We start from the raw sequence: 26,064 nt of genomic DNA on the forward strand, positions 1-26,064 counted from the left end.
GCTGCGCTCGTGCGTCGCCGCGCTCAATGCCAAGGCGAGCGCTGAAAACTACCCGATCGGGTATTCGCTGGATGCCGAAGCTCGGCCTATCGATCTCCGATGCAAGAGAGGCCGAAACCCTGCGAGGTACGCGTCGCGATTGGTACTGTGTGCGGCACGCCTCAGCCCGTCGGCGCTTCCCAAGGGAGCGCCCCGTGAAACGCGGCGGCCAGGAAATCGACCATCAGGCGCACCTTGGCCGAGAGATGTCGCCGGCTGGGATAGAGGGCGAGGATGTCGATATCGGGCAGCCGCCAGCCGGGCAGCAATGGCACCAGCGTGCCGGCACGCACATCGCCGCCGATCAGGAAATCCGGCTGCCAGGTGATCGCCTCGCCCGCGAGCGCGACGGCGCGCGCGGTGTCGCCGCTGTTGGTGCGCAGGCGAATGCCGACACGCACCCGCGCTTCCCTGCCATCGGCGCCGAGGAAGGTCCAGATCTCCGGCTCGGGCGCATAGCCGTAGACCACGCAGCGATGCCCGGCGAGATCAGCCGGCACGTCAGGTGCGCCGTACCGCGCAATATAGGCTGGCGAGGCGCAGATAATGTTGCGCGACGTCGCCAGCTTGCGCGACACATAATGCTGCGATCCGCCGCGCGAGATGCGGATGCCGAGGTCATAGCCCTCCTCGACCAGATCGACGATGCGATCGGTGAGCGCGATGTCGAGCTCCACTTCCGGATTCAGCGCCATGAAGCGCGGCCAGAGCGGCGCGAGATGGCGGGCACCAAACACCAGCGGCGCATTGATCCGCAGCCGCCCGCGCGCACCGCTGGCGCTCGCCGTCGCCGCCGCTTCGGCTTCGGCCATCTCGTCGAGGATGGTCCGCGCGCGCTCGTAATAGGCCTCGCCCGCCTCGGTAAGCGACACGCGCCGCGACGTGCGGTGGAGCAGCCGCGTGCCGAGATGCGCCTCAAGCTCGGCGACGTAGCGCGTCACATTGGCGGGCGAGGTATCCAGTGCATCGGCGGCACGCGCGAAGCCACCGCGGGCCACCACCGCAACGAACACCTCCAGGGCGCGCAACCGATCCATCGCGACAATCCTTCAGCTTTCCTGAACGAATGCACCAGTTTCCGTCCATCGATCAAGTTTACCTGGAGATTATCTGTGTCCTTGTCGCCGACGATCTCCGCCGGCTCGCAACCAAGGAATCGATCATGAACCGTCTTGCCAATAAACTCGCCCTCGTCACCGGCGGCACCAGCGGCATCGGCCTCGCCACCGCCCGCCGCTTCCTCGAAGAAGGCGCGACCGTCGCCATCACCGGCACCAGCGAGGCGAAGCTCGCCGCTGCCAGGCAGGAACTGGGCGACGTGCTCACCATCCATGCCGATGCCGGGGACGTTGCCGGCCAGGCAGCGATCGCCGACACGATCCGCGAGGCCTGGGGTCGCCTCGACACGCTGTTCGTCAACGCCGGCGTCGCCGATTTCCGCCCGCTTGAGGCGTGGGACGAAGCCGGGTTCGATCGCACCTTTGCCGTAAACGTCAAGGGACCGCTGTTCCTGGTGCAGGCGCTGCTGCCGCTGTTCGCCAACCCCGCCTCGATCGTGCTCAATGGCTCGATCAACGCGCGGCTCGGCAAGCCGAACTCGATCGTCTATGCCGCGAGCAAGGCCGCGCTGATCTCGCTGGCGCGCACGCTATCGGGCGAACTGATCGGCCGCGGCGTGCGGGTGAACGTGGTCAGCCCCGGCCCGGTCTCGACGCCGATCTACGGCAAGCTCGGCCTGTCCGAGAGCGATCTCGCGGGCATGAAGGACTATCTGATCAGCGCTATCCCGGCGGGCCGCTTCGGCGAGTCCGCGGAAATCGCGGAGGCCGTCGTGCATCTCGCCTCGGACGAGAGCCGGTATACGGTCGGCAGCGAACTGATCATCGACGGCGGCATGAGCAACCTCTGATTCACGAACGCGGCGGGCATCCGACGGTGGACGCCCGCCGCTCCCGCAACTGGAAGGACCGCGACATGGCACTGGATACCATCCTGAAAGGCAAGCTCGGCTTCGGCACCGCGCCGCTGGGCAACATGTTCCGCGCGATTCCCGAGGCGGAGGCGCTGGAGACCGTCGCTGCCGCCTGGGACGCGGGCATCCGCTACTTCGACAACGCCCCCTTCTACGGCGCCGGCCTTGCCGAACTGCGCATGGGCGAGGCGCTCAAGGGCAAGCCGCGCGACGCCTATGTGCTCAGCACCAAGGTCGGCCGCGTCGTGCTCGACGAGGTCGAGGACATCAGCCTGCGAGACTATGGCGAGAAGAGCGATGTGTTCGCGCATGGACGCCCGAACAAGATGATTAACGACTATGGCTATGACGCCACGCTGAAGTCGATCGAGGACAGCCTCACCCGGCTCCAGACCAGCCATGTCGAGATCGTCTTCGTGCACGACCTGGCCCAGGATTTCTGGGGCGACCAGTGGATCGCCCGCTTCGAGGAAGCCCGCACCGGCGCCTTTCGCGCGCTGGATCGGCTCCGCAGCGAAGGCGTGATCAAGGCGTGGGGACTAGGGGTCAACAAGGTCGAGCCGATCGAGATCCTGCTGGATCTCGACGAACCCCAACCCAACGCCTTCCTGCTCGCCGGCCGGTATACGCTGCTGGACCACAGCCGTGCATTGCAGCGGCTGATGCCGAAGGTGGAGGCGAAGGGCCTGGGCGTGGTGGTTGGCGGCCCTTACAGTTCAGGCGCGCTCGTCGGCGGGCCGAACTTCGAATATGCGCCCGCCTCACCGGAGATCCTGGCGCGGATCGCCGCCATCAAGGCGATCGCCGATCGGCACGGCGTCTCGATGAAGGCGGCGGCCCTGCAATTCTCGCTCGCCAACCCCGCCGTAGCCGCGGTCATCCCTGGCGCGAGCAGGCCGGAGCGGATCGCCGAGGATCTTGCCGCCTTCGAGGCGGATATCCCAACCGTGTTCTGGCATGAGCTGCGGGCGGACGGGCTAGTAAACGCAGAGGCGCCGCTGCCTGGCCTGCCGGCGGGGCAGCGGTGATGCGCAGATGACGGCACCATCGTGGCGGTAGCCGACAGGCAAGGTGTCGTTCGCCGGCGCTTGCGGGAGGGACTGAGGAATGAAGCATCAACTGGGCCTTCTTGCCCTTGCTATTGGCGCATTTGGCATCGGCGTGACCGAATTTGCGCCGATGGGGCTGCTGCCGGTGATCGCACACGACCTAGCCATCTCCATTCCTAGGACTGGGCTGCTGATCAGTGCCTATGCCCTCGGGGTAATGATCGGCGCGCCGTTGGTGACTGTCACTACCACTCGGGTGCCCCGGCGAATATTGCTGATCGGGCTGGCAGGCATTTTCACCGCCGGAAACTTGCTCGCTGCTGTCTCTGGAAGCTATGCCACACTGCTCGTCGCCCGCGTGCTCACCTCGTTCAATCACGGTGCGTTCTTCGGGGTGGGCTCTGTCGTTGCGGCAGGATTGGTTGCGCCAGACCGCCGTGCAAGTGCGGTCGCGTCAATGTTCATGGGGCTTACCGTCGCCAATGTGGTCGGCGTTCCACTCGCCACCTGGGCGGGGGCGCATCTGGGATGGCGCGCCTCCTTCTGGGGAATTGCGGGACTGGGCTTGATGACGATGATAGCATTGCGCGCCGCGCTGCCAAGCCTGCCCGCACCCAAGACAAGCAATGTTACCGCCGAATTGGGCGTGCTGACGCAGCGGCAGGTGCTCGGGGCGCTATCGCTGACCGTGGTCAGCTCGAGCGCGATGTTCACAGTCTTTACCTGCATCACGCCAACCCTGCGCGTTGAAACGCATGCGTCGCTGGGCTTCGTCACGGCCATGTTGGTCACTTAGGGCACGGGCCTGACCATCGGCAACTGGCTGGGCGGACGCTTCGCTGATCGCTCCATCGACCGCACTCTGGTGATCACGATGGCCGGGTTATGCGCAATCCTAGTTGCGTTCGCGGCCCTCATGGCGAATGCAACTGCAACTGTAATCCTCATCTTTCTGTGGGGTGTAGCGAGCTTCGCCCTCGTACCGCCGCTGCAGGTTCGGGTGCTTACCGCAGCGGCTGCGGCACCCAATCTTGCCGCTGCCGTAAACATCGGCGCGTTCAATCTTGGTAACGCCATCGGAGCCGCGACTGGCGGAGCGGTGATTGCCGCCGATCTCGGCTATCCTGCTGTAGCCTTGGCGGGAGCTGCAACGTCAGCGATAGGCTTGCTAGCACTTTGGGCCGTCACTCACCGAGTTCCCGTCGGTTCCTCATGACTGCGTGGCATGAACTGCGCGGTATTTGTCGAAGGGCGGATTCGGCAAGTCATCGATGAATGAAAACCCGCTTTCGACGATCGGAGATGAGCCTTCGGACGACGATATTGGCGTAGAAGGCAGTGCACATTTACGACTAGATGCCAACGAAATATTTCGGCGCTAGCTGACATTAACTTTGGCGCACCGGAACGACTTGAGTTGGTCGAAATCGGAAGTTGAGTTAGCCTTGGTAACGCAAATGAATCAGCGGGTAAGGCCGACCTTGCCCATCGAGCGGTGAGCGTCCGGTTCGCCCGAAACCCATCCGCTCGTAAAAGCCGACAGCCTGGTCGTTCTGTTCGTTGACGTCGGTCGTCATCGTGGGTTGAAGCGATAGCCCATGCCGCACCAAGGCTGCGCCAACGCCTTGCCCACGAACCTCGGGATCAACGAAAAGGGCTACCATATGCCCGCCGTCTATCAACATGAAAGCAATAGGCCGATCGTTGGAATCGACAGCTAGCCACAACGGAGCGTTCGGCAGAAATCCGGATACCATCTCGTCGATTGCAATTCGATCCTTCGGTAAAAGGAAGTCATGCGTCGCATCGACCGCGCTTCGCCATATTTCGATAACGCGCTCGCCATCATCAGGGAAGGAAGGTCGGATCAGCACCATGAAGCGGCTTTGGCACGGAGTGCTAAGATCCGCTACAGGGCATGAGTTGTTGGGGCGCTGCCCGCAGCACGAACGGCGGCTGCTGTCAGACTCGGACGTTGGCGCCTCCACGGAGGAACGGCGCCATCTGGTCGGCAGCTGCCGCTTCGATCGGCCGCTGACTGCCAAAAGAGGTCTCTCGCCCGTCCACTTCCGAGGGGGTGATTTACCTTCTGAGCGGCAGAAAGCGGGCGCGTGGCCGCCGCAGTTTCAACCGACTGGGGGAGAAGGGCCGCGGTGACCCGGTTAGTCCATTTACCTGGTAACTCGAACCGCGCATTGGTGCTCGGGTCTGCGGTCGCTCCCCTTCCTACGCAGCGCCGAACGGATGCAGCCAGAAAGAGGGGCTTCGATTTGTGGCCAGATTTGCCCTACCGCGGAACGGCCAATTGGCCCTGGCGTTGCTGCGATCCAAGGGAGACGGAGGCGATGGACATAAACGCACGGCTACAGAAATTGACGCGACTGGGCCTCGCAGTGCGCGGACTGCTCTACATCGTCGTCGGCCTGCTCGTCGTCACGACCGGGCGTGCCGAGGATCCTAGCGGCGCGCTGCAATACCTTGGAGAAGGTGGCGGTAAACTGTTGCTGATCGTTCTTACTGCGGGACTGCTCGCCTACAGCATCTGGCGGCTGAGTGATGCAGCATTCGATATCGAGCGTCATGGCTCGGACCGGAAGGGCGTAATGCAGCGCGTAGGCGCAGCGGCGAGTGGCGTGGTCCACCTCCTGCTCTCCTGGCAGGCAATACGCCTGATCCAAGGAGTGGTGTCCGCAGGAGACGGCACCCGCGACGGCGCTCGAACAGCGCTGCAGCTACCGGCTGGCGGAGCGCTGGTAATTGCCGGTGGTGCCGTCCTTCTCGCGGCTGGCTTCGTTCAACTCGTCAACGCCCTGCGAGCCAGATTTCTGCGGCATCTGGAACCACGGATCGCACGGCAACCTTGGGCGCTGTGGAGTGGGCGCGCCGGATACGCGGCCCGAGGTTGCGTCTTCCTGATCTCAGGCTTTTTCCTCGTTCTGGCAGGTCTGGATGAGCGCGCGAGCGAAGCTGGCGGAACTGCGCAGGCTTTGACCTGGCTCGACAGCCCGTTCGATATAGTTGTGGCGTTTGGCCTATTGGCCTTCGGCGCGTTCGGCCTGATCGAAGCGCGGTACAGGATTCTAAGCGAGGTGCCTGCGGACCAATTACTGCATCGGGCCACGAGCCGCCTTTAAGTGGCAGCGATGCAGACTTTGGCGCCATCCACTGGCGTCCGGTTTTGGGAACGTAGATGGTCGTGCCGAACGTCCAGCCTTTGGCGCGCAGCTGCCTCGGGCGCCTGTCTCCTCCCATGCCCGCTCACGCCGCGCTATCGCCGTGCGATCCGGATCTACGGATTTGGCTTAGGGACGCGCTATGTTCGCAGCATGGGTCCTCGGACCACCGAACAAGACAGGGGCCCAGGTTTTCACCTGAGCCCCTTCACCTATTAAAACCCAAGGGAAGCTTTCATCTTCCACATTATGCTGCCGATCGCTTGCGCGAAGACGGCAATACGAGGCGCGTCGTTCTGGCCTCAGCCCGCTTGAGCAAGCCGGCGCGCGTCGCTGGAACGGCGCCGGCGGAGGCTCAAACCGGCAGCACCAAAGCCAGCGATCATGAGGCCCCAGGTGGCGGGCTCGGGAACTGCCGAAGGATCGAAGGTGGCGTTGCCACCGTATGAGCCAAGACCTCGCGACACCCCCGTTATGGTGATGGTGTTGAGCACGCCCGCCTTCACCATCGCGTCAGTGAGCGCAAAGGACTCGCTTGCGCCGCAGCTGCCCACCCCACGGGTGGTGCACACATTCTTGTCGAGGTCGAAAAGCGTCCGCTGTGCGGCGAGCCCGTTGAAGAGGACTGAGGTGATGTCGAGATCAGTCGACATCAGGAACGCGGTCTGCGTCACGCTGGTCGTCACCGACCCGCTTCCAGTGCCGTCCTGGCCGAGGGTGAATTGAAAGAGATCGGTGAAGTCGCCCGCTGCAATGCCGGTGTGGCCAAAGGTCGCAGCGACAGGGCCGGAGAACGGATTGCCGGCGACAACGAATGTTGTTCCCGTAGGCTGGATGCTAGGAGTGATGATCGTGGTTGCCGCATTGGCCGCGGTCGTGCCGAGGATGCTTGCGGAGATCATGGCGGCGGCCGCTAGATAGCGCTTCATACAAACTCTCCCTGCTTACATTAACAGGTCGTTAACGAACCTGATGTCGCCGAAACGTTTGGATTTTGCCTCCGTTGCGCCACCTCGCGCTGCATGTTATCAGGGCCTGTCCCAAAACGGAGCAGGTGGGACATTGCGTTAAGGTCGCGACTAAAGATCTGAGTTGCGGCACCATTCCCCTACCCATCAGCCAAAGGGCTTGGCAGCGCCCTGTATCGCAGCCGCCAACCACTTGCAGCCAAATTCCCCCGTTCAATTCGCTGGCAGCCCGTTCAGGCGTTGTCCGATAGTGGCGGCTTCTGCGACGATCGATCGGTCTGGCGCACACCTTGAGGCGGACGAGCAGCTGCTGACGTAACCCGCCGCCGTAATGGTTGATGGCGAGCATATCGGCTCCAAGCCTTCTTGATATTCGCTTCACGATCGGCTGCGAGCGCCCTCCCGAACGCCCAGGTTCGGCGTCGGCTCGAATCGCCTCTGATTTGCTTGACCTTCGCTAGCGCCTAAGTCAGGATATGCTACAAACGATCGTTAACCATGTTTGCAGAGAATGCTATAATCAGACGATTCTACACCAATTTACAGGTTAGCAGTAGCTGACCTCTCCACCTGCCTCAGAGCAGGAGCACCTGCTCAAAATAGGGTGTGGCAGCGAGCGGTGTCTGATTTATTTTTGGAACAAACTTGGCTGCCCCTATACTTTAGGTGGACTGGCAAGCGGAGGGCTCAGGGGTGTCTACCTGGGCCCTTCTGCCTTTAGCGCTTTGTCATGAGCAATTCTAAGTCATCGTTTTTTTGGTGCTGTTGCTCCAGAAGATCCAACAGCACCAAAAACATAGATTGACTTTAGGCCGCCTGGACCGAACGGCGAGCGCTGCTCGAACGACGGCGGCGCAGGCTGAAGCCGGCCGCACCGATGCCGGCAATCATGAGGCCCCACGAGGCGGGCTCAGGAACGGCCGACGGATCGAAGGTTGCGTTGCTGCCATAGGAGCCCAGACCGCGCGAAACGCCGGTGATGGTGATGGTGTTCAACACGCCGGCCTTAACCATCGCGTCGGTGAGAGCGAAGGACTCGCTGGCTCCGCAGCTCCCGACGCCGCGGGTAGAGCAGACGTTGCCCCCGAGGTCGAACAGCGTGCTGGAAGCAGCGATGCCGTTGAAGACGACCGAGGTGATGTCGAGGTCAGTGAACTTCAGGAAGCCCGTCTTGGTGACGCTGGTCGTCACGGACCCGCTTCCGGTGCCGTCCTGGCCGAGCGTGAACTGGAAGATGTCGGTGAAAACGCCCTTGACGATGCCGGTGTGACCGAACGTTGCGGCGACCGGACCGGAGAAGGGATCGCCCGAAACCACAAACGTCGTGCCCTTCGGCTGCGAGCTCGGAGTGATGATGGTGGTTGCAGCCTGGGCTGCGGTCGTGCCAAGAAGGCCCGCCGAAATGGCGGCAACGGCCGCGAGATAGCGCTTCATACAGTAGACTCCCTGAAAAGGTTACCAAGCCGTTAACGATGGTCGGCCGGAGGGCCGAACGCTTAACTAAGTACTTGGTTCCATTCAGCAAAAATGCGATCAACCGATGCGCTTTGCGCTGGTGCGCGTCGCAATCCCGCTATCGTTCCACTGCCCCAAAATTTTTGCCGTGTTTTCAGCACGGTATGGCCGGAATGCGGTTGGCCCTTAGCGCAAACGTTACGCAGTCACGGTACTGGTTGCTCGGGTCGAGAGCAAAATGACGGGGCTTTTCATGACATTGGACGCAGTGAATGCGGTTGCCGGACGTGCGTCATCCGCAGCCGGATCTTTGGCGACAGAATGGCTGCACAAGACACCGCGTGCGGCGCTTGCAGATTTCGGAATTCAGGTCGCAACAACTCACCAGCATCGATCTCGCGCAGCGGATCTGCTGAACAGAATGTATGGTTGGCGGGGGTATGGCCGCGATCACCAGATTCCTGAGGGAGAGGGATGCACCACCTTTGTAGCCGCCGCAACGGAAGGTCTGGTTGGTACTCTTACCCTGACGGTCGACAGCGCCGCAGGCCTTGCCGCTGACTGCACCTTTGGAGATCTCCTAGACACCTTTCGTGCCGCTCCGGGCTCGAGCATTTGCGAGCTAACCAAATTCGCTTTCGACGCGTCTACTCCGGCTCGGCCCCGATTAGCCCACCTGTTCCATGCCGTGTTGATCTACGGATCAGCAAAGCACCATTGCACAGATCTCTTTATCGAAGTGAACCCGCGACACCGGGCCTTCTACCAGGCCATGCTGGGCTTTCGTCCCGTGGGAGACGCCCGGACAAATGAAAGCGTACAAGCGCCTTCACATCTGCTCTGGCTCAGCGTCGATGCGATAAGGGCAAACATTAGCAGACACAGGGAAGCGAGCAAAAGCAGTTCCCGATCGCTGTATCCCTATTTTCTGCGGGAAGGCGAAGAAGCGGCGTTGGCCATGGCTCTCGACGGCATAGAGGGTACTCGCGCCATCGACCAACACCCCGCAGGGCAGGCATAAACCGCACCTGGGCAGTTCGCGTTGGGGGGTGGCTTCATCGCATCACCGAAGATCTCTGCGATCGAGTAGCTGGCAATGTAGGATAGGGCTTCTCGATAACGCAAAAGAGCCCGCCGGCTGCGAAGCTCGGCGGGCTCTTCTACCAGTCGGCGGACGGGGGTGCGAGAGCCCGCCAACTGTGTGACTTGGTACACCGTTCAGGGAATACAACAACGAGGGCCGGCTCAAAAGGTTGCGAGATCAGAGCAAGTTATCTTGCACCGTTCAATACCACGGTGCGCAAACGAGCCACGCGATACACTACCTCATGCGCCTAGAAGCGCCGGACCAGCTGCCGTTGCCCTACCCGTCACACTCTGATTGCTCGCGACCCGGAGCCAGCCTCCAGCCGAGCCGCGGAGGTCCCCCGTTTGCGTTCGCGTTGGAGTGTCGATCGGTCTCCTGGATGGCGGCGATTGGGCGCCTAGTTGCCAAGCCAGCCCTGCGGCAAACGACAGGTTTCAGCATTAGCGGTCGTTCACGTCCGGGCGGCTGAACGTCGTAAGTTGGTCGCCAGCTGCCGATCGATCGTCGGACATCTCCGGCGTTCGTAGTTGCCCAACCCGATCGCGTTTGTGCTTCGAACCCGGTTTATGAAAAGGGGAGTGGGGCCTGACCCCTGGGGCCCACTTTTTGCTGCAGTGCGGTAAGTGACTATTTTAAGAAGCGTATTTCGGCTGGTTGGTTTCCCTTCACCGCGATTAGGCCAACTCTACCCGCGCTTTCGGAATTTCGCCTTGATCACCGCACCGCCGACGCGAAGCTGGTCAAGGTAGTCAGACCACCACTGCGCCATGCGGACCCGCTCATCCCAGTGGGCGCCCCGGTGGTACGCTGCCCGGACGCGATCCCTTTCGCCGTGCGCCAATGCACGTTCAATGGCATCAGGATGCCAGAGGCCAGATTCATTAAGCAGCGTGCTCGCCATGGCGCGGAAGCCGTGGCTGGTCATTTCGTCATGTTCGAAGCCCAGGCGCCGAAGTGCGACATTCATCGTGTTGTCGGAGATCGGACGCAACGTCGTATGCAGCGCGGGGAAAAGGAACTCGCTGGATCGCGCAAGCGTGCGCAGATCCTGGAGCAGATACAGCGCCTGCCGGGAAAGTGGCACAGCGTGCGCCTGCTTCATCTTCATGCGCTCCGCAGGCACGCGCCAGACCTTCTCGGCGAAGTCGATCTCGCTCCATTTCGCCTGCCGGAGCTCGCCCGGCCGCAGGAACACATGCGGCGCGATCCGCAGCGCGTAGAGCGTTTCGGGGCGGCCTTTATAGTCCTCGATGGCGCGAAGCAGTTCCCCGACCTTCTTCGGCTGAACGATCGCGGCGTGGTGCTTCACACGGGGAACGGTCAGCGCGCCCCGGAGAATGTCCGCCGGGTTCTTTTCGGTACGCAGGGTTGCGAAGCCATAGCGAAACACGCGGCCTGCGAAGGAGCGCAGCCTCACCGCCGTCTCGTGATGCCCGCGGCGTTCAACGCGCTTCAGGACATCCAGCAGCTCGTGCGGCGTGATCGCCGCGATGGGCCGGCGGGCGATTCCACCGAGCAGTTCGAGAAACCAGCGCGCCTTCTTAAGGGTGGCCGCCGATTTTCCCTCCCGCTCCATTTTCTGGATATATTCATTGGCGACCAGCTCGAAGGTGGTCTTCGCTGCCAGTTCCGCCTCGACCTGCTTCTGTCGCTTCTGCTCGACCGGATCGAAGCCGTCGGCAAGCTCAGCGCGCGCCTCGTCTCGTTTGTGGCGCGCCTGCTGGAGGGTGACCTCGGGGAAACTGCCAAGTGACAGCTTCCGCTCGACACCAAACATCTTGTAGCGAAACCGCCACAACAGTGCCCCGGAGGGCTGGACGAGAAGATACAAGCCATCTCCGTCCGGAACCTTGAACGGACGCGCCGCCGGCTTGAGCGCGCGAATCTCGACGTTCGTAAGCATGGTGGGCCACGCCTTCCTGCGATCTCCGTGGCCCACCGATTCGTGGCCCACTTTGGGTGGGCCACGGTGGAACAAAATGGGAAACCACGGGACCCGCAGGACACATTTTACCGCAGTTTTCCGCGGTTTTCTACAATGTTCTCAATATGTACTGGTGCCGCTTACAGGACTCGAACCTGTGACCCCCGCATTACGAATGCGATGCTCTACCAGCTGAGCTAAAGCGGCGCCCGGTGCCGGGCGCTGGCTTGCCCGGAGGAGGGCGCGCTTACCAGCCGTTTTCGGCGCATGCAAGCGCCTCCTTGCGCAGCCGCCAACTTTCTTCCGTCCGCGGCTTTTCCTGATCCGCCTTTTACGCAGCATTTACCATGGACCCTGCACAAGGCGCCGGATCAGCGTTTTCGGGCCCTTGCCCGCAGTGGAGCATCCGCATGAACATGGCTCGCGGCATCAATCGTCCGACCGACCCCGAGCCCGCGCCCGTGCCCGCGGCCGACGAGGCGATCGACGAACGCCCCGTCGCGATCGGCGGCGACGAGCGGCGCATGCACGTGCGGGCCTATAACCACTGGGTTTCGCTGCTGCGCGGCCGCCCCTATCCCGCGATCCACGATCTCGACCCCGAGAACATCGCCGATTTCGGCCCGAACAGCGTGCTGCTCGATTTCACCGCCGGCATCGAGAACCCCGCCATCCGCTATCTCGGCACCGCGCTGCGCGAGGAATGCGGGATCGAGGGGCCGATCGCGCATGTCGGCGAAGTGCCCAGCCGTTCGCTGCTGTCGCGGCTGACCGACCATTATCTCCAGATCATCGCCAACCGCGCGCCGATCGGCTTCGAGGCCGAGTTCGTCGGCCAGCGCGGGCACCAGATGTTCTATCGCGGCATCCTGATGCCCTTTGCCTCGAATCCCGAGACGATCGACTTCATCTACGGCGTGATCAACTGGAAGGAAGTCGTCGACGCCGAGCTGCAGGCGCGACTCGATGCCGAGATCGAGGCTTCGCGCCGCGCGGTGCCGCATCCCGCGCCGACCCAGTCGGTCTGGGCGGACGGCCCCAGCGCCGGCTTCGATTCGCCCGCCACGGCGGAGCTGCCGCGTACCGAGATCGCCTCGCCGCTGGCCGACCAGCTGATGCTCGCGCGCGAGTCGGCAGCCGCCGCCCGTGCCTCGGAGCTGCGCGGCCGCGCGGCGCTCTACCGGGCGCTCGATCGCGCCTATGGCTTTGCGCTCGCGGCCGAGAAGGAGCCCGAGGGCTATGCCGCGCTGCTCGCCGAGGCCGGGATCGCCGGCCAGGCGCGCGCGCCGATGACGCCGGTGGCCAAGCTCGTCTTCGGTCCCGATTACGACAAGACGCGGCTCGCCGAGTTCGCCGCCGTGCTCACCCATGCCCGGCGCCTCGCGGTGCCGGCGCACGGGCTAGACGCGTTCCTCGAAATCACTCCCGGTGGCATCAAGGGCGTGGTCGCTGCCGAGCGCGAGCTGCGCGCCTCGGTGGCCGGCAAGCGCCGCCCGGCCGCCTTCGCCCGCGCCGTCGAGGCACTGCGCCATCGGCCGCCGCTCGCCCGCGTGGCGATGGCGCCGGGCCAGGCGGAATTCGTGCTGCTGCTGGCGCGTGCGGGCGACAAGGGCCTCGATATCATCGCCAAGCTGGAAGACGACGCGCAGTTGACCGACCGCGCCGTGCGCCGCGCGGCGGCCTGAGTCCCACCGCGGCGGAGGGCGCTTTTGCGCCTTTCCTACCGGTTTTTCCAGACTTGAGGTGCCCTGTTCCCGGGAGCATAGCCGCATCCATGAAGAACCTAGAAAAAAAGATCATGCAGGCGTTTGAGGATCGGATCTTCGAAGGAGCCCTGCCCGGAGAGCTGGAAGGACTGGACGAGGCCGAGCGCACCGAGGTGGCGCGGTTCGTCGCGGAGACGGCGGCGGAACGCCCGCCGCAGACCGTGCGGCTCAATCTCGAAACCTATCAGGAGGATGCCAGCCGCAAGATGCGGCTCGCCGTGATCAACGACGATATGCCGTTCCTGGTCGATTCGATCGCGGCGGCGATCGCCTCGTTTGACCTCAGCATCTTCCGCATCATCCACCCGATCCTGCCGGTCGAGCGCGACGCCAAGGGCGTGGTGAGCGATATCGGCGAGAAGGCGAAGGATGCGTCGCCCGAATCGATGATCTACATCGAGATGGAGCGCGCCGACGCCCGCACCCGCCGCGCGCTGACCAGCGAGATCGAGCGCGTGCTCGAGCATGTCCGCGACGTCGTCTCGGACTGGCGCCCGCTCCAGCAGGCGCTGTCGATCGACGGCGCCCGCGTCCCCTCCCGCGAGGGCGAGGCGCTGCTGCGCTGGTTCGCCGACGATGCGATGACGCTGCTCGGCCACGAGAAATGGTCGGTCAGCGGCGAGAGCACCGATCAGGTCGGTCTTGCCCGCTATACCCATGAAGTGCCGCTGCTCGCCGATACCTCGCGCAAGCTCGCGGTCGACTATTTCGAGATGGGCGGCGAAATCCCGCTGCTCCTCAAGTCCAACGCCACCTCCACCGTGCACCGCCGCGTGCCGCTCGACATCGTCGTGACGCCGCTGACCACGGGCCAGGAAGTCACCGGCCTGTCGATCCACTACGGCCTGTGGACCAGCCAGGCGCTCAACACGCCGCCTGCGATGGTGCCGATGCTGCGCGGCCGGCTGGAGATGCTCGAATCGAAGTTCGGCTTCGATCCCTCGGGCCATACCGGCAAGGCGATGACGCATGCCCTTACCGGCCTGCCGCACGACCTGACCACCGCGTTCGACCTCGAAGCACTGGAGAGCCTGGTGCTCACCGCAATGTCGGTCGCGGACCGCCCGCGCTCGAAGCTGGTGCTGGTGCGCAGCACGTTGGGCCGGCACCTGTTCGCCTTTGTCTGGCTGCCGCGCGAGCAGGTCGCCGCCGGCCACCGCGAGACGATCGGCAACATGCTGACCGAGGCGGCGCACGCCAAGATGATCAACTGGTCGATCGCGCTGGAAGACGGCGTGCTGGCGCAGCTGCGCTACACGCTCGACCTGCGCGGCGACACGACGATGCCCGACGAGGCCGAGCTCGACGCGCGCATCGCCCGCATGATCCGCGGCTGGACGCCGGCGGTGGAAGCCTGCCTCAGCGAGATCGCCGGCAGCGGCGCCGCCCGCCTGTCGCTGCGCCTCGCCAACGCCTTCCCCGACGTCTACCGCCTCACCCACACGCCCGAGGAAGCCGCGCAGGACATGGTGCGGATCGGCGGTCTGGAAGACGAGCATGGCCGTTCGGTGCGGATCGTGCCGCTGGCTGGCGAGCCCGGCAAATACCGGATCAAGCTCTACCGCCTGGGCGGCGCGCTCGCGCTGTCGGATGCGGTGCCGGCGTTCGAGAATTTCGGCTTCCGCGTGCTGGAAGAAGTACCGACCGAGCTGACCAACGGCGCCTTCATCCACGACTTCAAGGTCGAGCCGGCGACGCCCAGCACGATGCTGGACGCGGATCCCGCGACCGTCGAGGCGGCCGTGGCCGCGGTGCTCGAAGGCCGCGCCGAGAACGACCTGTTCAACCGGCTGATCGTCGAGGCGGGCCTGAGCCCGTCCGCGGTGGTGCTGCTGCGCGCCTGGTTCCGCTATCTGCGCCAGACCGGCATGCTCTACGGCCTCGGCACCGTGGTCGACGCGCTGCGCCGCGCACCGCTGGTCGCGACCGCGCTGGTCGATCGGTTCGAAGCCGCGCACGATCCCGCCCGCGGCGGCGATGCCGAAGCGATCGAGGATGCCGCGCGCGCGATCGACCTCGGCCTCGCCCAGGTCAACGCGATCGACGACGATCGCATTCTGCGCCTGTTCAAGGGCGTGGTGCTCGCCACGCTGCGCACCAACGCCTTCGCGCCTGCGGGTGCCGAGGCGCTGGCGTTCAAGCTCGATTCGGCCAAGGTGCCGGGCCTCCCCGCCCCGCTCCCCTGGCGCGAGATCTGGGTGTACAGCCCGCGCGTCGAGGGTATCCACCTGCGCGCCGGCCCGGTTGCGCGCGGCGGCCTGCGCTGGTCCGATCGCCGCGACGACTTCCGTACCGAGATCCTGGGCCTGATGAAGGCGCAGCGCGTGAAGAACGCGGTCATCGTGCCGACCGGCGCCAAGGGCGGCTTCTATCCGAAGCATCTCCCTTCGCCCGCCCTCGACCGCGACGCCTGGCTCGCTGAAGGCACCGAGAGCTACCGCATCTTCATCCGTGCGCTTCTGTCGATCACCGACAACATCGTCGCCGGCGACGTGGTGCACCCGCAAGGCGTGACCGTCCTCGACGGCAACGATCCCTATTTCGTCGTCGCGGCGGACAAGGGCACGGCGACCTTCTCGGACGTCGCCAACGCGCTGGCGATCGAGCGCGACTTCTGGCTGGGCGACGCGTTCGCCTCGGGCGGCAGCGTCGGCTACGACCACAAGGCGATGGGCATCACCGCCAAGGGCGCCTGGGTTTCGGTCCGTCGCCACTTCCTCGAAATGGGCACCGACATCCAGTCCGAGCCGGTGACCGTGGCGGGCGTGGGCGACATGTCGGGCGACGTGTTCGGCAACGGCATGCTGCTGTCGAAGTCGATCAAGCTCGTCGCCGCGTTCGACCATCGCCACATCTTCCTCGATCCCAATCCGGATGCGTCGAAGAGCTGGGAGGAGCGCGCGCGCATGTTCGCGCTGCCGCGCTCAAGCTGGGCGGACTATAACCCCGACCTCATCTCCGAGGGCGGCGGGGTGTTCCCGCGCACCGAAAAGTCGATCCCGCTCAGCCCGCAGGTCAAGACGCTGCTCGACCTCGACGTCGAAAGTATCGATCCCAACGGCCTGATGATCGCGATCCTCAAGGCCCGCGTCGGGCTGCTGTGGTTCGGCGGCATCGGCACCTATCTGAAGGCGGCGAGCGAGAGCAACGGCGAGGTGGGCGATCCCGCCAACGACCGCATCCGCATCAATGCCGAGCAAGTCCGCGCGCAGGTGGTAGGCGAAGGCGCCAACCTCGGCGTGACGCAGGCCGCGCGCATCGCGTTCGCGCGGAACGGCGGCCGCCTCAACACCGACTTCATCGACAATTCGGCCGGCGTCGATTGCTCGGACAATGAGGTCAACATCAAGATCGCGCTGAACCGCGAGATGATCGAGGGCCGCCTCGGCTTCGAAGATCGCAACGCGCTGCTCGTGTCGATGACCGACGACGTCGCGCACCTGGTGCTGGAGGACAACCGCCTCCAGACGCTGGCGCTCTCCTTCATGGAGAATGACGGCGCGCTCGACCTGCCCAGCTATGTGCGGGTGATCGAGATCCTCGAAGCCAGCGGCCGGCTCGACCGCGGCGTCGAGGGCCTCGGCTCGAACGAGGACCTGCTGCGCCGGGCGCAGGACGGCCGCGGGCTCACCCGGCCCGAGCTGGCGGTGCTGCTCGCCTCGGCCAAGCTCGCGCTGCAGGATGCGATCGAGCAGGGCGATCTCGGCCATGATCCGGCGCTGGTCGGCGATCTTCACGCCGCCTTCCCGAAGGCGATGCAGGAACGCTTCGGCAAGGCGATCGACGAGCATCGCCTGCGCAACGAAATCGTCGCGACCAAGCTCGCCAATCGCGTGATCAACCGGCTCGGCGTGCTCCACCCGTTCGAGCTGGCCGAGGAAGAAGGCGCATCGATGCGCGACATCGCGGCGATGTTCGTCGTCGCCGAGCGGTTGCTGGGGCTTCCCGCGCTGTGGGAAGCGGTGGAAACCGCCGAGATCGGCGAAGGCGCCCGCATCGCGCTGCTCGATGAGCTGGCGGTGGCGGTCCGCGGCCAGATCGCCGACCTGCTGCGCATCACCCGCCCGGGCGCCAGCCCGGCCGAGGTGATCGCGCGCCTGCAGCCTGGTATCGAAGCGCTGGGCCGCGAGACCAAGAGCCTGATGCTCACCGAGGTCCGCGCCCAGGCCGACCGGATCTGCAGCAAGCTCACCGCCGCCGGTGCGCCGCTCGAACTCGTCGACCGCGTGGTCAAGGTGTTCGAGCTGGACGGCTGCATCGGCCTTGCCGATCTCGGCCAGCGCAGCGGCGTCGACGAAGTGGTGCTCACCCGCGCCTTCACCTCGCTCGGCCAGGCACTGGGCCTCGACTGGGCCCAGTCGACCGCGGCGCGGATCACCACCGGCGACGTGTGGGAACGCCTGCTGATCGCCGGCCTCGCCCGCGACTTCCAGCAACTGCGGCTGGACTTCCTCGGCCGTGTCGACGGGCAGGACCCGCAGGCGGCGGTGGACGCGTGGCTCGCCGAGCACCGCGCCCGCGTCGACCAGTTCAGCGCGCTGGTGCGGCGTGCACGGCAATCTGCGGTGCCGAACGCGGCGATGCTGGCGCAGATCGCGGGGCAAGCCCGCGTGCTGCTCGGGCGGGAGTGAGCTGAGCCCCCCCTTCTTCTAAGTCCCCCTCCCGCTTGCGGGAGGGGTTAGGGGAGGGTGAGAGAGGGTAGCAGGCGATAGGCTGCAAAGGGCCTGACGCGGCGCAGCCCTCCTCCCTCGACCACGGCCTTCGCTTCCAGCACACACCCTCCCCCTGCCCCTCCCGCAAGCGGGAGGGGAGAATAGAAGAAGAAGGCGCTAGCCTTCGAGCGTCTCCAGCATCGCTAGCAAATCCTGCGGGAAGATCGGCTCGTCATGCGCGGCGATCTCGTCTCGGGTGAACCAGCGCCACCCGCGCATCACCCGCTGCTCCAGCGCGGTATGGCCGGCGGTGTCGATTGCGTCGGCATCGGTGCGGACCAGGAAGTAGCGCTCGTCCGCCCAGACCGGCACGCCTTCGATCGTCACGAACTCGACGACCCGCTGCGCCACCTCAGGCCCGGGATCGGCCCGGATGCCGGTCTCCTCCCACAGCTCGCGCCGTGCAGCGTCCGCATAGCTTTCGCCCGGATCGACCGCCCCGCCCGGCGTGCACCAGAAGGGCGGCCGGTCGCCGGGATCGAAGCGGAACAGCAGCACCCGCCCCGCGCCATCGAGCAGCAGGATCCGCGCCGCGGGGCGCGCGATGCGTGTGCTCATTCGCCCGGTGCAGTCGCCTTGATCGCCAGCGCGTGGATGCGGGTGGCGAGCAGGTCGGCGAGCGCGTGGTTCACCTTGCGCTGGCGGGCGACGCGGTTGAGCCCGGCAAACTCCGGGCTTTCGATCGTGACGGTGAAGTGGCTTTCGCCCGTGCCGTCGTCACCCAGATGGCCGCGATGCTGGGCGCTGTCGTTGCTGACATGGAGGTGCGACGGGGCGAGCGCGGTGCGCAGGCGATCGGCGATAAGATCGGCCAGGGGGCCGGTAGCGAGGTCGGTCATCGCGCCTATATAGGCGGTTTGTTCGAGGGAGTCGCGTGGCTAGCCGTCCGCCGAAAAAGGATCGTCCGAATGCCCGTTTCCACGGTCGCGTGGAAGCGGAGGGAAGATTGTGCGCAGAGCCGGGCTGCACCGCCGCCGGCGAATTCCGCGCGCCGCCGCTGGAAGGCGCGCGCAGCGGCTTCGACGGGCCGCCGCAATTCCGCTGGCTGTGCCTGGACCATGTCCGCGCGTTCAACTCGGGCTACAATTTCTTCTCCGGGATGAGCCCCGACGAGATCCACGAGGCGCAGCGCCCGATCGCTGGCTGGGAGCGCGAGACGCGCGCGTTCAGCGCCAATCCCGACGTGCCGCCGCGCTGGGCCGATTTCGCCGACCCGCTCGACGCGATCGGCGCACGCTTCCGCGACCGGATGAAGGGTCGCGGCGAGCGCAAGGACGGCCGGCCGCTCTCGGGCGCGGATCGCGATGCGCTCAAGGTGCTGGACCTGGAGATCGATTGCGACCGGACGGCGCTGCGCAAGCGCTATTCGGAGCTGGTGCGCAAGTTCCACCCCGATCGCAACGGCGGCGACCGCAGCCACGAGGCGCGGCTGCAGCGGGTGATCGCGGCGTATCAGCAGTTGAAGGGGTCGGCGGCCTTCGCTTGAGGTTTCCGGTGGGGGAGCCCCCTCCACCACGCCGCTGGCGCGGCGCGGTCCCCCTCCCCCGCTATCGCGGTGGAGGAAACGCTATTCTACTGCCGCAACCTTCGTGTTTCCTCTCCCGCGAGAGCGGGGGAGGGGGACCGCCGCCGAAGGCGGTGGTGGAGGGGGCCTCCCACAAACTTTGTTCTTTATTCGTTCCTGAAAATACGGCATCCTCCACCCCGTCTAAACGGAAGAGTCGCCCAAATGCGCCTTCGTGGAACCCCGCATGCCCGCAGCCTCGCCCGCAAGCTCCGACGCGAGATGTCCCCCGCCGAGCGCCGCCTCTGGCGCCATCTCCGCGGCGACCCCGAAGGCCTCCACTTCCGCCGCCAGCACGAAGCCGGTCCCTATGTCCTCGACTTCTACTGCGCCCGCGCCCGCCTCGCGATCGAGCTCGACGGCACCGGCCACGCCCATGGCGACCAGCCCGAGCACGACGCCCGCCGCGACGCCTGGCTCGCCGCCAACGGCATCGCGACACTCCGCATCCCCGCCGACGCCCTCTTCCAAAACCTCGACGGCGTCCTCCGCCAAATCCTGGAAACGGCGCGTAGCCGTTACGCGCTATCCCCGCTCACCAACCCGAACAGCGCCCCGTCCGGATCGAGCGCCTGGACGATGCGCTCGCCGCCCGGCACGTCCATCGGCCCGTTGACCACCGTGCCCCCCGCCGCCTCGATCCGGCCCTTCGCCGCATCGACATCGTCCACGCGGACATAGAAGCCCCAGCCCGTCGGCCCCTCGGGCATGCGGCGCATGATCGCGCCGATCGGCTCGCCGCCGTCATGGCCGATAAAGCTGTATTCGCCGAGTTCGCCCATCGGCATGCCGCCCATCCGAGTGAGGCCGAACTGGCGGTGATAGAAGCCGAGCGCAGCTTCGGCGTCGGGCGACAGCAGCTCGTTCCAGCCGACATGGCCCATCCCATGCCGCTGGTAGACGGTGCTGGTCGCGCCCTCGGTCGCGCCGCGCATCACGTAGAAGGGAATGCCCTGCGGATCGGTGACCATCGCGATGCGCCCAACGCCCGCCGCATCCCAGGCCGGCACCAGCACCTTGCCGCCCTCGCCGACGATCGACGCGACCCTCGCATCGACATCGTCGACCCCGAAATAGGCCAGCCAGGTCGGGCCGGCCCCCGCCGCGAGCATCGCGGCATCGAGCTGGAGCACGCCCCCGGCATTGCCGTCCGGCGCGGCGATCATGCGATAGTCGGGCCCGCCGGGCGGCGGCGCGCCGACCTCCCAGCTGACCACCGCGCCGTAGAAAGCCGACGCCTTGTCCGCATCCCGCGTCAATAGTTCGTACCAGATGAATTCGCCCTGCCGATTTGTCATGTCTCGCTCTCCCCTGCCTTCAGCCCTCGCCGCGATCGACGATCGGCTCGAAACCGCCCCAGAACATGCGCTTGCCGTCAAACGGCATCGTCCGCCCCTGCATTTCGGGCGCTTCCATCAGCTTGCCCCAGCCGGCGTCGCGCGTCGCCTTGTCCGGCCACAGCACCCAGGCGAAGACCACTGCCTCGCCCTCCTCCGCCAGCGTCGCGCGGTAGAAATCGGTGGCGGTGCCGTGCGGCACGTCCTCGCTCCAGGTTTCCATCACCCGCGTCGCGCCGAACTTGAGGAACAGCGCCGCCGTCACTTCCGACAACGCGCGATATTCCTCCTTCTTCGCCTCGGGCACCGGAATCACATATCCGTCGAGATAGGCCATGGTTGCGCTCCTTCAGGCAGGTTCGGGCATCTCCGTCCGCAATTCCTCTAGCTGCGCCGCGATCGCCGCAGCGAAGGCCGGGCGCGCGAGGCAGCGCTGCTGATAGGCCGCCAGCGCCGGATGCTCCGCCAGCAAGTCGGTATGATCGAGCGCACGCAGCGCCGATGCCATCAGCAGGTCCCCCGCAGTGAAGCGACCTTCGAGATAGTCGCGGTCGCCCAGCGCAGTGGCCAAATGCCCCAGCCGCTTGTCGATGGTGGCGACCAGGCTCGGCCGGCGGAGTTTCGCCCATTGCTCGTCGCGCGCGAACACATCGACATTGGTGAGTTCGAGCAGCATCGGCTCGATGCTGTTCATCGCGGCGAACATCCAGCACTGCGCCCGCGCCCTCGCCGCCGGATCGGACGGCAGCAGCGCTTCGGACCGCTCGGCGATGTGCAGCACGATCGCGCCGGATTCGAACATCCGCACCTCCCCTTCGCGATAGGCGGGCACCTGGCCGAAGGGCTGTTCGGCGAAATACTCCGCCGGCCGGTCCACCGTGCTGATCGGATCGGTGCGATAGTCGATCCCGGCCTCCTCCAGCGCCCAGCGGACGCGGTAGTCGCGGACATAGCCGCGGGCAAAGTCCGGCACCCAGTCCAGGGTGACGATCTCGATCGGGCTTTCGGAAATGACGGGCATGCTATCCTATCCTCTGGTTCAGGCATCGCCTTCGCGCTTGGCACCCTTGAGCAGCGCGACGATCGCCATGGCGTGGCCGTGCCCGAGCCCGAACTGTTCCTTGAGATCGGCGACGATCGCCCCCGCCTTCACACCGGCGCGCAGGCCGGACGTATCGGCCCAGCCCTTCTCGGCGGCGTAGGCGCGGAAATCGTCGGGGCTGCGGCCGGTCTTGGCCTGGATGTTGTCGAGATAGGCCTGGAACGACATGGTCGATCTCCTTCTCGATTCAGGCCGGCTCGGCCTGCGCCATCGCGGCAGCAGCGGCGGCCATGTCCATGTGGAACGGTTCGAAGATATGGCCGTCGGGATCGGTGAAGGTGCGGCCGTACATGAAGCCCATGTCCTGCACCGGGCGGATGTCCCCCGTGCCGCCGGCCGCTGCCGCCTTCTCGACCAAAGCATCGACCGCGGCGCGATCGTCGAGCGGCAGCGCGATCAGCACCTCCGTCGTGGTGGTCGCGTCGGCGACGGTGCGGGGCGTGAAGGTCTGGAAGAAGTCGCGCTGGAGCAGCATGAAGGTCAGCGTCTCGGACAACACCATCGCGCTCGCGGTCGGCCCGCTGAACTGCTCGTTCTTCGTGCAGCCGATCGCTTCGTAGAAGGCGGTCGCGCGCGGCACATCGGCCACGGGCAGGTTCACGAACACGGCGTTCGGCATCGCTTTCTCTCCCCTTTGGGCAGGACTTTCGAGTCGCGCCCTGCTTGATTCGTGCCGCGCCTGATCCTAAAAAACAACCGTGAAGTTAGAAAATATAACCACACCTAAGCGCCGATACGAAGACGCTTGCGGCACCGCCCTCGCCCTGGAGTTCTTGGGCGAGCGCTGGGCGCTGCTGATCATCCGGGAGTTGCTGCTCGGCCCGCGCCGCTTCGGCGAGATCCGCGCCGGGCTGCCGGGGCTCAGCGCCAACGTCCTCACCCAGCGGCTGCAAGGGCTGGAGGCGGACGGGATCATCGTGCGCAAAAAGCTGCCGCCGCCGGCCAGCGTGCAGGTCTATGCGCTCACCCCCTGGGGATATGAGGCCGAGCCGGTGGTGATGGCGATGGGCCGCTGGGCGCTGCGCTCGCCGCGGCACGATCCGTCGCTCCCCTTCTCGCGCGTATCGCTGATGCTGGCGCTGCGGATGCTGCTGCTGCCGGAAAAGGCGGCGGGCTGGGCGGGCTGCATCGGCTTTCGGCTGGGCGAGGAGACCTATCGTGTCACCGTCTCGGGCGGCGCCCTGGCGATCGACCGGGGCACGCTTGCCGATACCGAGGCGGTGTTCGTCGGCGAACCCAATGACTTCCTGCCGGTCCTCTTCGGGGTCATGCCGCTGCCCACGGCACTCGCCGAGGGCAGGTTCGCGGTGGAGGGCGACACCGCCCGCGCCGCCGACTTCGCGACGCTGTTCCTGCTACCGCCCAAGATCGGCGCCTGAACCCTCCCCTTCGGACATGCGGTTGCAGTGCGGCAAACAAGCCACTAGGTCCGGTGCGACTGAAGGATTTGATATGGCCGACATCCCCAACACCCTGCCCGACAGCCGGGACTCCACGATCCTCGACGCACCCGACAAGATGGTGAAGGTGCGCGACCTGTTCGGGATCGACATCGACATGGAAGTCCCCGCGTTCAGCGAGGCGGACGAGCGCGTGCCCGATCTGGACCCCGCCTATGTGTTCGACCCCGACACCACGCTCGCGGTGCTGGCCGGCTTCGCGCACAATCGCCGCGTGATGATCCAGGGCTATCACGGCACCGGCAAATCCTCGCACATCGAGCAGGTGGCGGCGCGGCTCAACTGGCCGTGCATCCGCATCAACCTCGACGCGCATATCAGCCGCATCGACCTGATCGGCCGCGACGCGATCGTGCTCAAGGACGGTCAGCAGATCACCGAGTTCCGCGAAGGCCTGCTGCCCTGGGCGCTGCAGACCCCGACCGCGCTCGTGTTCGACGAATATGACGCGGGCCGCCCGGACGTGATGTTCGTGATCCAGCGCGTGCTGGAGACCGAGGGCAAGCTGACCCTGCTCGACCAGAACCGGGTGATCCGCCCGAGCCCCTGGTTCCGCCTGTTCGCCACCGCCAACACGGTGGGCCTGGGCGACACCAGCGGCCTCTATCACGGCACGCAGCAGATCAACCAGGGCCAGATGGACCGCTGGAACATCGTCGTCACGCTCAACTATCTGCCCGCCGCCACCGAGGCGCGGATCGTGCTCGCCAAGTCCGGCGAATATGACAAGCCGGGCGGCAAGGAGACGGTGGAGAACATGGTCCGCGTCGCCGAGCTCACCCGCCGCGGCTTCATCAACGGCGACATCTCGACGGTGATGAGCCCGCGTACCGTGATCACCTGGGCGCAGAACGCGCTGATCTTCGGCGACGTGGGCTTCGCTTTCCGCCTGTCGTTCCTCAACAAGTGCGACGATGCCGAGCGGGCGCAGGTGGCGGAATATTATCAGCGCGTGTTCGGCAAGGACCTGCCGGAGAGCGTGGTCGGGCGGGCGTAAGCGCCGTGGGTCTCGGGCGTTCCCTCTCCCCGCCAGGAGAGGCGACGGCCGTGCCCGTGCCGCGCGCCAATCGGCACGCTCAATTCTGCAGCCGGCCCGAGCTGTCCTGCAGCAGCCAGAAGCGGGTGTAGCGCTGCAGCCGGGGCAGGATGATCCATTGCAGCGTCGCGGTGAGCAGCATCGACGAGGGCAGCAGCTGGAGCGGCAACGGAACGTCCTTCAACACGGTGCGCACGCCCAGGCTGACCAGCAGCAGCACCGGGAAGACCGTCAGCCAGGTCGTCACGAAACGCTTCCACTTGCTCGCGCTGGCGTCGCTCGGCAGCTCGAAGGCGATGCGGTCGCCGGACTGGATCTGGCGCAGCGCCGTCGACCAGCGGTCGGCGATAGCGATATGCGCGCGCACCGCGTCGCTATTGTGCCAGGCCTCGGCTATCGCGCGATCGTCGAAGCGGAACAGTAGGTGCTGGAAGCCGGCGGTCTGGCCGAGGCGGATGGCGGCGCGATAGCCCGGTGCGGCCTCGGCGAGATCGCCCAGCGCCGCCGCCCAATGCTCGAAATCCTGCTCGTGCCCGGCACGGATCGCGCGGCTGGTGACGACGGTGGCGGTTTGCGGAGAATCGGCCGGCATGGCGGCACAACGTTCGCGCCGCCCTTGTCGTTGCCGGCTGGCCCCTTACGCGTCCGCCCAGCGGCGCAGCAGATTATGGTACACGCCGGTCAGCGCCACCACCTCGGCATGGCCCTGCCCGACTTCGCCGACCAGCCCCTGGATCGAGCGATCGAGGTCGAACAGGATGCGCCGCGCGCCGTCGTCGCGGACCATCGATTGCAGCCAGAAGAAGCTGGCGACGCGCGCACCGCTGGTCACCGGCGTCACCCGGTGCAGGCTGGACGAGGGGTAGAGGATCGCGTGCCCCGCGGGCAGTTTCACCGATTGGGCACCGAACAACCCCTCGATCAGCAGCTCGCCGCCGTCATAGGCGTGCGGGTCTTCGAGGAACACGGTCATCGACAGGTCCGAGCGCACGCGGAACTCGCTGCCGCGCTGGATGCGCACGGCATTGTCGACGTGCAGCCCGAAATTCTGGCCGCCGGCATAGCGGTTGAACAAGGGCGGGAAGATCTTGAGCGGCAGCGCCGCGGCGATGAAAAGTGGCGAGCGCGCCAGCGCGTCGAGGATGACCGCCCCTGCCTCGCGGGCCGCCGGGTGCGTCTCGGGCAGCTGCTCGTTGCGCTTGGCGAGCGCGGCCTGCGGACCCGAGGTGACGTTGCCGTCCACCCATTCCGCCGCATCCACCAGCGTGCGCACGCGGGCCAGTTCGGCGGCCGACAGCAGGTCGGGGATCGGGATCAGCATGCACACACTCCTGCGCGGGGAAACGACCTGCCCTGTGATCGTCCCGCCTCTTGCGGGACATGCGCCAGATCAAGGGCGGAGAAAAGAAGGGCCCCTCCC

The 26,064-nt window shown here is 65.7% G+C and carries 23 protein-coding genes, 1 tRNA gene and 2 pseudogenes; 11 read left to right on the forward strand and 15 right to left on the reverse strand.

Features of this window, described 5'->3' with window-relative positions:
* Positions 1-161: 161 nt before the first annotated feature.
* Positions 162-1,076 (reverse strand): LysR family transcriptional regulator, encoded by a 915-nt coding sequence (locus ABIC65_RS12390; protein ID WP_354309079.1) that lies wholly within the window; start codon positions 1,074-1,076, stop codon positions 162-164.
* 125 nt (positions 1,077-1,201) lie between these two features.
* On the opposite strand from ABIC65_RS12390, the gene ABIC65_RS12395 reads away from it, so the two are divergent.
* From ABIC65_RS12395 to ABIC65_RS12405, 3 genes and pseudogenes are all read left to right on the forward strand, one after another.
* The gene (locus ABIC65_RS12395) at positions 1,202-1,948 is read left to right on the forward strand and encodes an SDR family oxidoreductase (protein ID WP_354309081.1); all 747 of its coding nucleotides are present in this window, start codon (positions 1,202-1,204) and stop codon (positions 1,946-1,948) included.
* Between the two features lie 65 nt (positions 1,949-2,013).
* Positions 2,014-3,039: an aldo/keto reductase gene (locus tag ABIC65_RS12400; RefSeq protein ID WP_354309082.1), complete on the forward strand. Its 1,026-nt coding sequence runs from the start codon at positions 2,014-2,016 to the stop codon at positions 3,037-3,039.
* 79 nt (positions 3,040-3,118) lie between these two features.
* Positions 3,119-4,276 (forward strand): annotated as a pseudogene (locus tag ABIC65_RS12405) (MFS transporter).
* 223 nt (positions 4,277-4,499) lie between these two features.
* On the opposite strand, the gene ABIC65_RS12410 reads toward ABIC65_RS12405, so the two are convergent.
* Complete coding sequence (locus ABIC65_RS12410; protein WP_354309084.1) at positions 4,500-4,937, reverse strand: acetyltransferase; 438 nt, start codon at positions 4,935-4,937, stop codon at positions 4,500-4,502.
* 468 nt (positions 4,938-5,405) lie between these two features.
* On the opposite strand from ABIC65_RS12410, the gene ABIC65_RS12415 reads away from it, so the two are divergent.
* On the forward strand, positions 5,406-6,194 hold the full coding sequence (locus ABIC65_RS12415) for a DUF1206 domain-containing protein (RefSeq protein WP_354309086.1): 789 nt from the start codon (positions 5,406-5,408) through the stop codon (positions 6,192-6,194).
* Positions 6,195-6,535: 341 nt separating this feature from the next.
* Here ABIC65_RS12415 and ABIC65_RS12420 read toward each other — a convergent pair whose 3' ends face one another.
* Entirely contained in the window at positions 6,536-7,162 is a 627-nt protein-coding gene (locus ABIC65_RS12420; RefSeq protein ID WP_354309087.1) for an FxDxF family PEP-CTERM protein, read from the reverse strand.
* 846 nt (positions 7,163-8,008) lie between these two features.
* Entirely contained in the window at positions 8,009-8,635 is a 627-nt protein-coding gene (locus tag ABIC65_RS12425; protein WP_354309088.1) for an FxDxF family PEP-CTERM protein, read from the reverse strand.
* A gap of 274 nt (positions 8,636-8,909) precedes the next feature.
* On the opposite strand from ABIC65_RS12425, the gene ABIC65_RS12430 reads away from it, so the two are divergent.
* Complete coding sequence (locus tag ABIC65_RS12430; protein ID WP_354309090.1) at positions 8,910-9,677, forward strand: N-acyl amino acid synthase FeeM domain-containing protein; 768 nt, start codon at positions 8,910-8,912, stop codon at positions 9,675-9,677.
* Between the two features lie 751 nt (positions 9,678-10,428).
* Here ABIC65_RS12430 and ABIC65_RS12435 read toward each other — a convergent pair.
* Both ABIC65_RS12435 and ABIC65_RS12440 read right to left on the reverse strand, forming a co-directional pair.
* Entirely contained in the window at positions 10,429-11,646 is a 1,218-nt protein-coding gene (locus tag ABIC65_RS12435; RefSeq protein WP_354309092.1) for a tyrosine-type recombinase/integrase, read from the reverse strand.
* 152 nt (positions 11,647-11,798) lie between these two features.
* A tRNA-Thr gene (locus ABIC65_RS12440) sits at positions 11,799-11,874 on the reverse strand.
* Between the two features lie 203 nt (positions 11,875-12,077).
* Here ABIC65_RS12440 and ABIC65_RS12445 point away from each other — a divergent pair.
* Together ABIC65_RS12445 and ABIC65_RS12450 are read left to right on the forward strand one after the other, a co-directional pair.
* Positions 12,078-13,352, forward strand: coding sequence for a PAS domain-containing protein (locus ABIC65_RS12445; protein ID WP_354309094.1), 1,275 nt, complete (start codon positions 12,078-12,080; stop codon positions 13,350-13,352).
* Between the two features lie 89 nt (positions 13,353-13,441).
* Positions 13,442-18,064: an NAD-glutamate dehydrogenase gene (locus tag ABIC65_RS12450; RefSeq protein ID WP_354309095.1), complete on the forward strand. Its 4,623-nt coding sequence runs from the start codon at positions 13,442-13,444 to the stop codon at positions 18,062-18,064.
* A gap of 198 nt (positions 18,065-18,262) precedes the next feature.
* On the opposite strand, the gene ABIC65_RS12455 is transcribed toward ABIC65_RS12450, so the two are convergent.
* Together ABIC65_RS12455 and ABIC65_RS12460 are read right to left on the reverse strand one after the other, a co-directional pair.
* Positions 18,263-18,703, reverse strand: a complete 441-nt coding sequence (locus tag ABIC65_RS12455; protein ID WP_354309097.1) for an NUDIX hydrolase — start codon at positions 18,701-18,703, stop codon at positions 18,263-18,265.
* The gene (locus ABIC65_RS12460) at positions 18,700-18,984 is read right to left on the reverse strand and encodes a BolA family protein (protein ID WP_064311004.1); all 285 of its coding nucleotides are present in this window, start codon (positions 18,982-18,984) and stop codon (positions 18,700-18,702) included. The genes ABIC65_RS12455 and ABIC65_RS12460 overlap by 4 nt, the downstream gene beginning before the upstream one ends.
* 35 nt (positions 18,985-19,019) lie before the next feature.
* Here ABIC65_RS12460 and ABIC65_RS12465 point away from each other — a divergent pair, with 35 nt between their 5' ends.
* Together ABIC65_RS12465 and ABIC65_RS12470 are read left to right on the forward strand one after the other, a co-directional pair.
* On the forward strand, positions 19,020-19,631 hold the full coding sequence (locus tag ABIC65_RS12465) for a J domain-containing protein (protein WP_436286731.1): 612 nt from the start codon (positions 19,020-19,022) through the stop codon (positions 19,629-19,631).
* A gap of 300 nt (positions 19,632-19,931) precedes the next feature.
* Positions 19,932-20,156: pseudogene (locus tag ABIC65_RS12470) on the forward strand (endonuclease domain-containing protein); the annotation flags it as partial.
* Between the two features lie 71 nt (positions 20,157-20,227).
* Here the strand turns inward: ABIC65_RS12470 and ABIC65_RS12475 are convergent.
* From ABIC65_RS12475 to ABIC65_RS12495, 5 genes are read right to left on the reverse strand one after another with little or no spacing between them, the layout of a single operon-like run.
* Positions 20,228-21,007 carry a VOC family protein gene (locus ABIC65_RS12475; protein ID WP_354309100.1) on the reverse strand — a complete coding sequence of 260 codons (780 nt, stop codon included), beginning with the start codon at positions 21,005-21,007 and terminating at the stop codon, positions 20,228-20,230.
* Positions 21,008-21,026: 19 nt separating this feature from the next.
* Complete coding sequence (locus ABIC65_RS12480) at positions 21,027-21,383, reverse strand: DUF1428 domain-containing protein (RefSeq protein WP_354309102.1); 357 nt, start codon at positions 21,381-21,383, stop codon at positions 21,027-21,029.
* Positions 21,384-21,395: 12 nt separating this feature from the next.
* A complete protein-coding gene (locus tag ABIC65_RS12485) occupies positions 21,396-22,067 on the reverse strand; it encodes a glutathione S-transferase family protein (protein ID WP_354309103.1) in 672 nt (223 codons plus the stop codon).
* Between the two features lie 18 nt (positions 22,068-22,085).
* Positions 22,086-22,316, reverse strand: a complete 231-nt coding sequence (locus tag ABIC65_RS12490; protein ID WP_354309104.1) for a DUF4287 domain-containing protein — start codon at positions 22,314-22,316, stop codon at positions 22,086-22,088.
* Positions 22,317-22,335: 19 nt separating this feature from the next.
* A complete protein-coding gene (locus ABIC65_RS12495) occupies positions 22,336-22,767 on the reverse strand; it encodes a VOC family protein (protein WP_354309106.1) in 432 nt (143 codons plus the stop codon).
* A 154-nt stretch (positions 22,768-22,921) separates the two neighbouring features.
* Here ABIC65_RS12495 and ABIC65_RS12500 point away from each other — a divergent pair, with 154 nt between their 5' ends.
* Both ABIC65_RS12500 and cobS read left to right on the forward strand, forming a co-directional pair.
* A complete protein-coding gene (locus tag ABIC65_RS12500; RefSeq protein ID WP_354309108.1) occupies positions 22,922-23,527 on the forward strand; it encodes a winged helix-turn-helix transcriptional regulator in 606 nt (201 codons plus the stop codon).
* Positions 23,528-23,600: 73 nt separating this feature from the next.
* The gene (cobS, locus tag ABIC65_RS12505; protein WP_125972285.1) at positions 23,601-24,605 is read left to right on the forward strand and encodes a cobaltochelatase subunit CobS; all 1,005 of its coding nucleotides are present in this window, start codon (positions 23,601-23,603) and stop codon (positions 24,603-24,605) included.
* A gap of 79 nt (positions 24,606-24,684) precedes the next feature.
* Here the strand turns inward: cobS and ABIC65_RS12510 are convergent, their stop codons facing one another.
* Positions 24,685-25,236, reverse strand: a complete 552-nt coding sequence (locus ABIC65_RS12510; protein ID WP_354309109.1) for a hypothetical protein — start codon at positions 25,234-25,236, stop codon at positions 24,685-24,687.
* A gap of 45 nt (positions 25,237-25,281) precedes the next feature.
* Positions 25,282-25,965: a Fe2+-dependent dioxygenase gene (locus tag ABIC65_RS12515; RefSeq protein WP_354309110.1), complete on the reverse strand. Its 684-nt coding sequence runs from the start codon at positions 25,963-25,965 to the stop codon at positions 25,282-25,284.
* Positions 25,966-26,064: the final 99 nt, after the last annotated feature.

This window comes from Sphingomonas trueperi, from assembly GCF_040545665.1.
Lineage (GTDB): Bacteria > Pseudomonadota > Alphaproteobacteria > Sphingomonadales > Sphingomonadaceae > Sphingomonas > Sphingomonas trueperi_B.

What these genes read in the sequence shown, in the direction of transcription:
- ABIC65_RS12445 (WP_354309094.1), top strand. Translation starts at nt 12,078, where the DNA reads ATGAACATGGCTCGCGGCATCAATCGTCCGACCGACCCCGAGCCCGCG.
- ABIC65_RS12455 (WP_354309097.1), bottom strand. Translation starts at nt 18,703, where the DNA reads ATGAGCACACGCATCGCGCGCCCCGCGGCGCGGATCCTGCTGCTCGAT.
- ABIC65_RS12435 (WP_354309092.1), bottom strand. Translation starts at nt 11,646, where the DNA reads ATGCTTACGAACGTCGAGATTCGCGCGCTCAAGCCGGCGGCGCGTCCG.
- ABIC65_RS12480 (WP_354309102.1), bottom strand. Translation starts at nt 21,383, where the DNA reads ATGGCCTATCTCGACGGATATGTGATTCCGGTGCCCGAGGCGAAGAAG.
- ABIC65_RS12515 (WP_354309110.1), bottom strand. Translation starts at nt 25,965, where the DNA reads ATGCTGATCCCGATCCCCGACCTGCTGTCGGCCGCCGAACTGGCCCGC.
- ABIC65_RS12460 (WP_064311004.1), bottom strand. Translation starts at nt 18,984, where the DNA reads ATGACCGACCTCGCTACCGGCCCCCTGGCCGATCTTATCGCCGATCGC.
- ABIC65_RS12410 (WP_354309084.1), bottom strand. Translation starts at nt 4,937, where the DNA reads ATGGTGCTGATCCGACCTTCCTTCCCTGATGATGGCGAGCGCGTTATC.
- ABIC65_RS12485 (WP_354309103.1), bottom strand. Translation starts at nt 22,067, where the DNA reads ATGCCCGTCATTTCCGAAAGCCCGATCGAGATCGTCACCCTGGACTGG.
- ABIC65_RS12510 (WP_354309109.1), bottom strand. Translation starts at nt 25,236, where the DNA reads ATGCCGGCCGATTCTCCGCAAACCGCCACCGTCGTCACCAGCCGCGCG.
- ABIC65_RS12490 (WP_354309104.1), bottom strand. Translation starts at nt 22,316, where the DNA reads ATGTCGTTCCAGGCCTATCTCGACAACATCCAGGCCAAGACCGGCCGC.
- ABIC65_RS12395 (WP_354309081.1), top strand. Translation starts at nt 1,202, where the DNA reads ATGAACCGTCTTGCCAATAAACTCGCCCTCGTCACCGGCGGCACCAGC.
- ABIC65_RS12425 (WP_354309088.1), bottom strand. Translation starts at nt 8,635, where the DNA reads ATGAAGCGCTATCTCGCGGCCGTTGCCGCCATTTCGGCGGGCCTTCTT.
- ABIC65_RS12495 (WP_354309106.1), bottom strand. Translation starts at nt 22,767, where the DNA reads ATGCCGAACGCCGTGTTCGTGAACCTGCCCGTGGCCGATGTGCCGCGC.
- ABIC65_RS12415 (WP_354309086.1), top strand. Translation starts at nt 5,406, where the DNA reads ATGGACATAAACGCACGGCTACAGAAATTGACGCGACTGGGCCTCGCA.
- cobS (WP_125972285.1), top strand. Translation starts at nt 23,601, where the DNA reads ATGGCCGACATCCCCAACACCCTGCCCGACAGCCGGGACTCCACGATC.
- ABIC65_RS12400 (WP_354309082.1), top strand. Translation starts at nt 2,014, where the DNA reads ATGGCACTGGATACCATCCTGAAAGGCAAGCTCGGCTTCGGCACCGCG.
- ABIC65_RS12450 (WP_354309095.1), top strand. Translation starts at nt 13,442, where the DNA reads ATGAAGAACCTAGAAAAAAAGATCATGCAGGCGTTTGAGGATCGGATC.
- ABIC65_RS12475 (WP_354309100.1), bottom strand. Translation starts at nt 21,007, where the DNA reads ATGACAAATCGGCAGGGCGAATTCATCTGGTACGAACTATTGACGCGG.
- ABIC65_RS12420 (WP_354309087.1), bottom strand. Translation starts at nt 7,162, where the DNA reads ATGAAGCGCTATCTAGCGGCCGCCGCCATGATCTCCGCAAGCATCCTC.
- ABIC65_RS12430 (WP_354309090.1), top strand. Translation starts at nt 8,910, where the DNA reads ATGACATTGGACGCAGTGAATGCGGTTGCCGGACGTGCGTCATCCGCA.
- ABIC65_RS12390 (WP_354309079.1), bottom strand. Translation starts at nt 1,076, where the DNA reads ATGGATCGGTTGCGCGCCCTGGAGGTGTTCGTTGCGGTGGTGGCCCGC.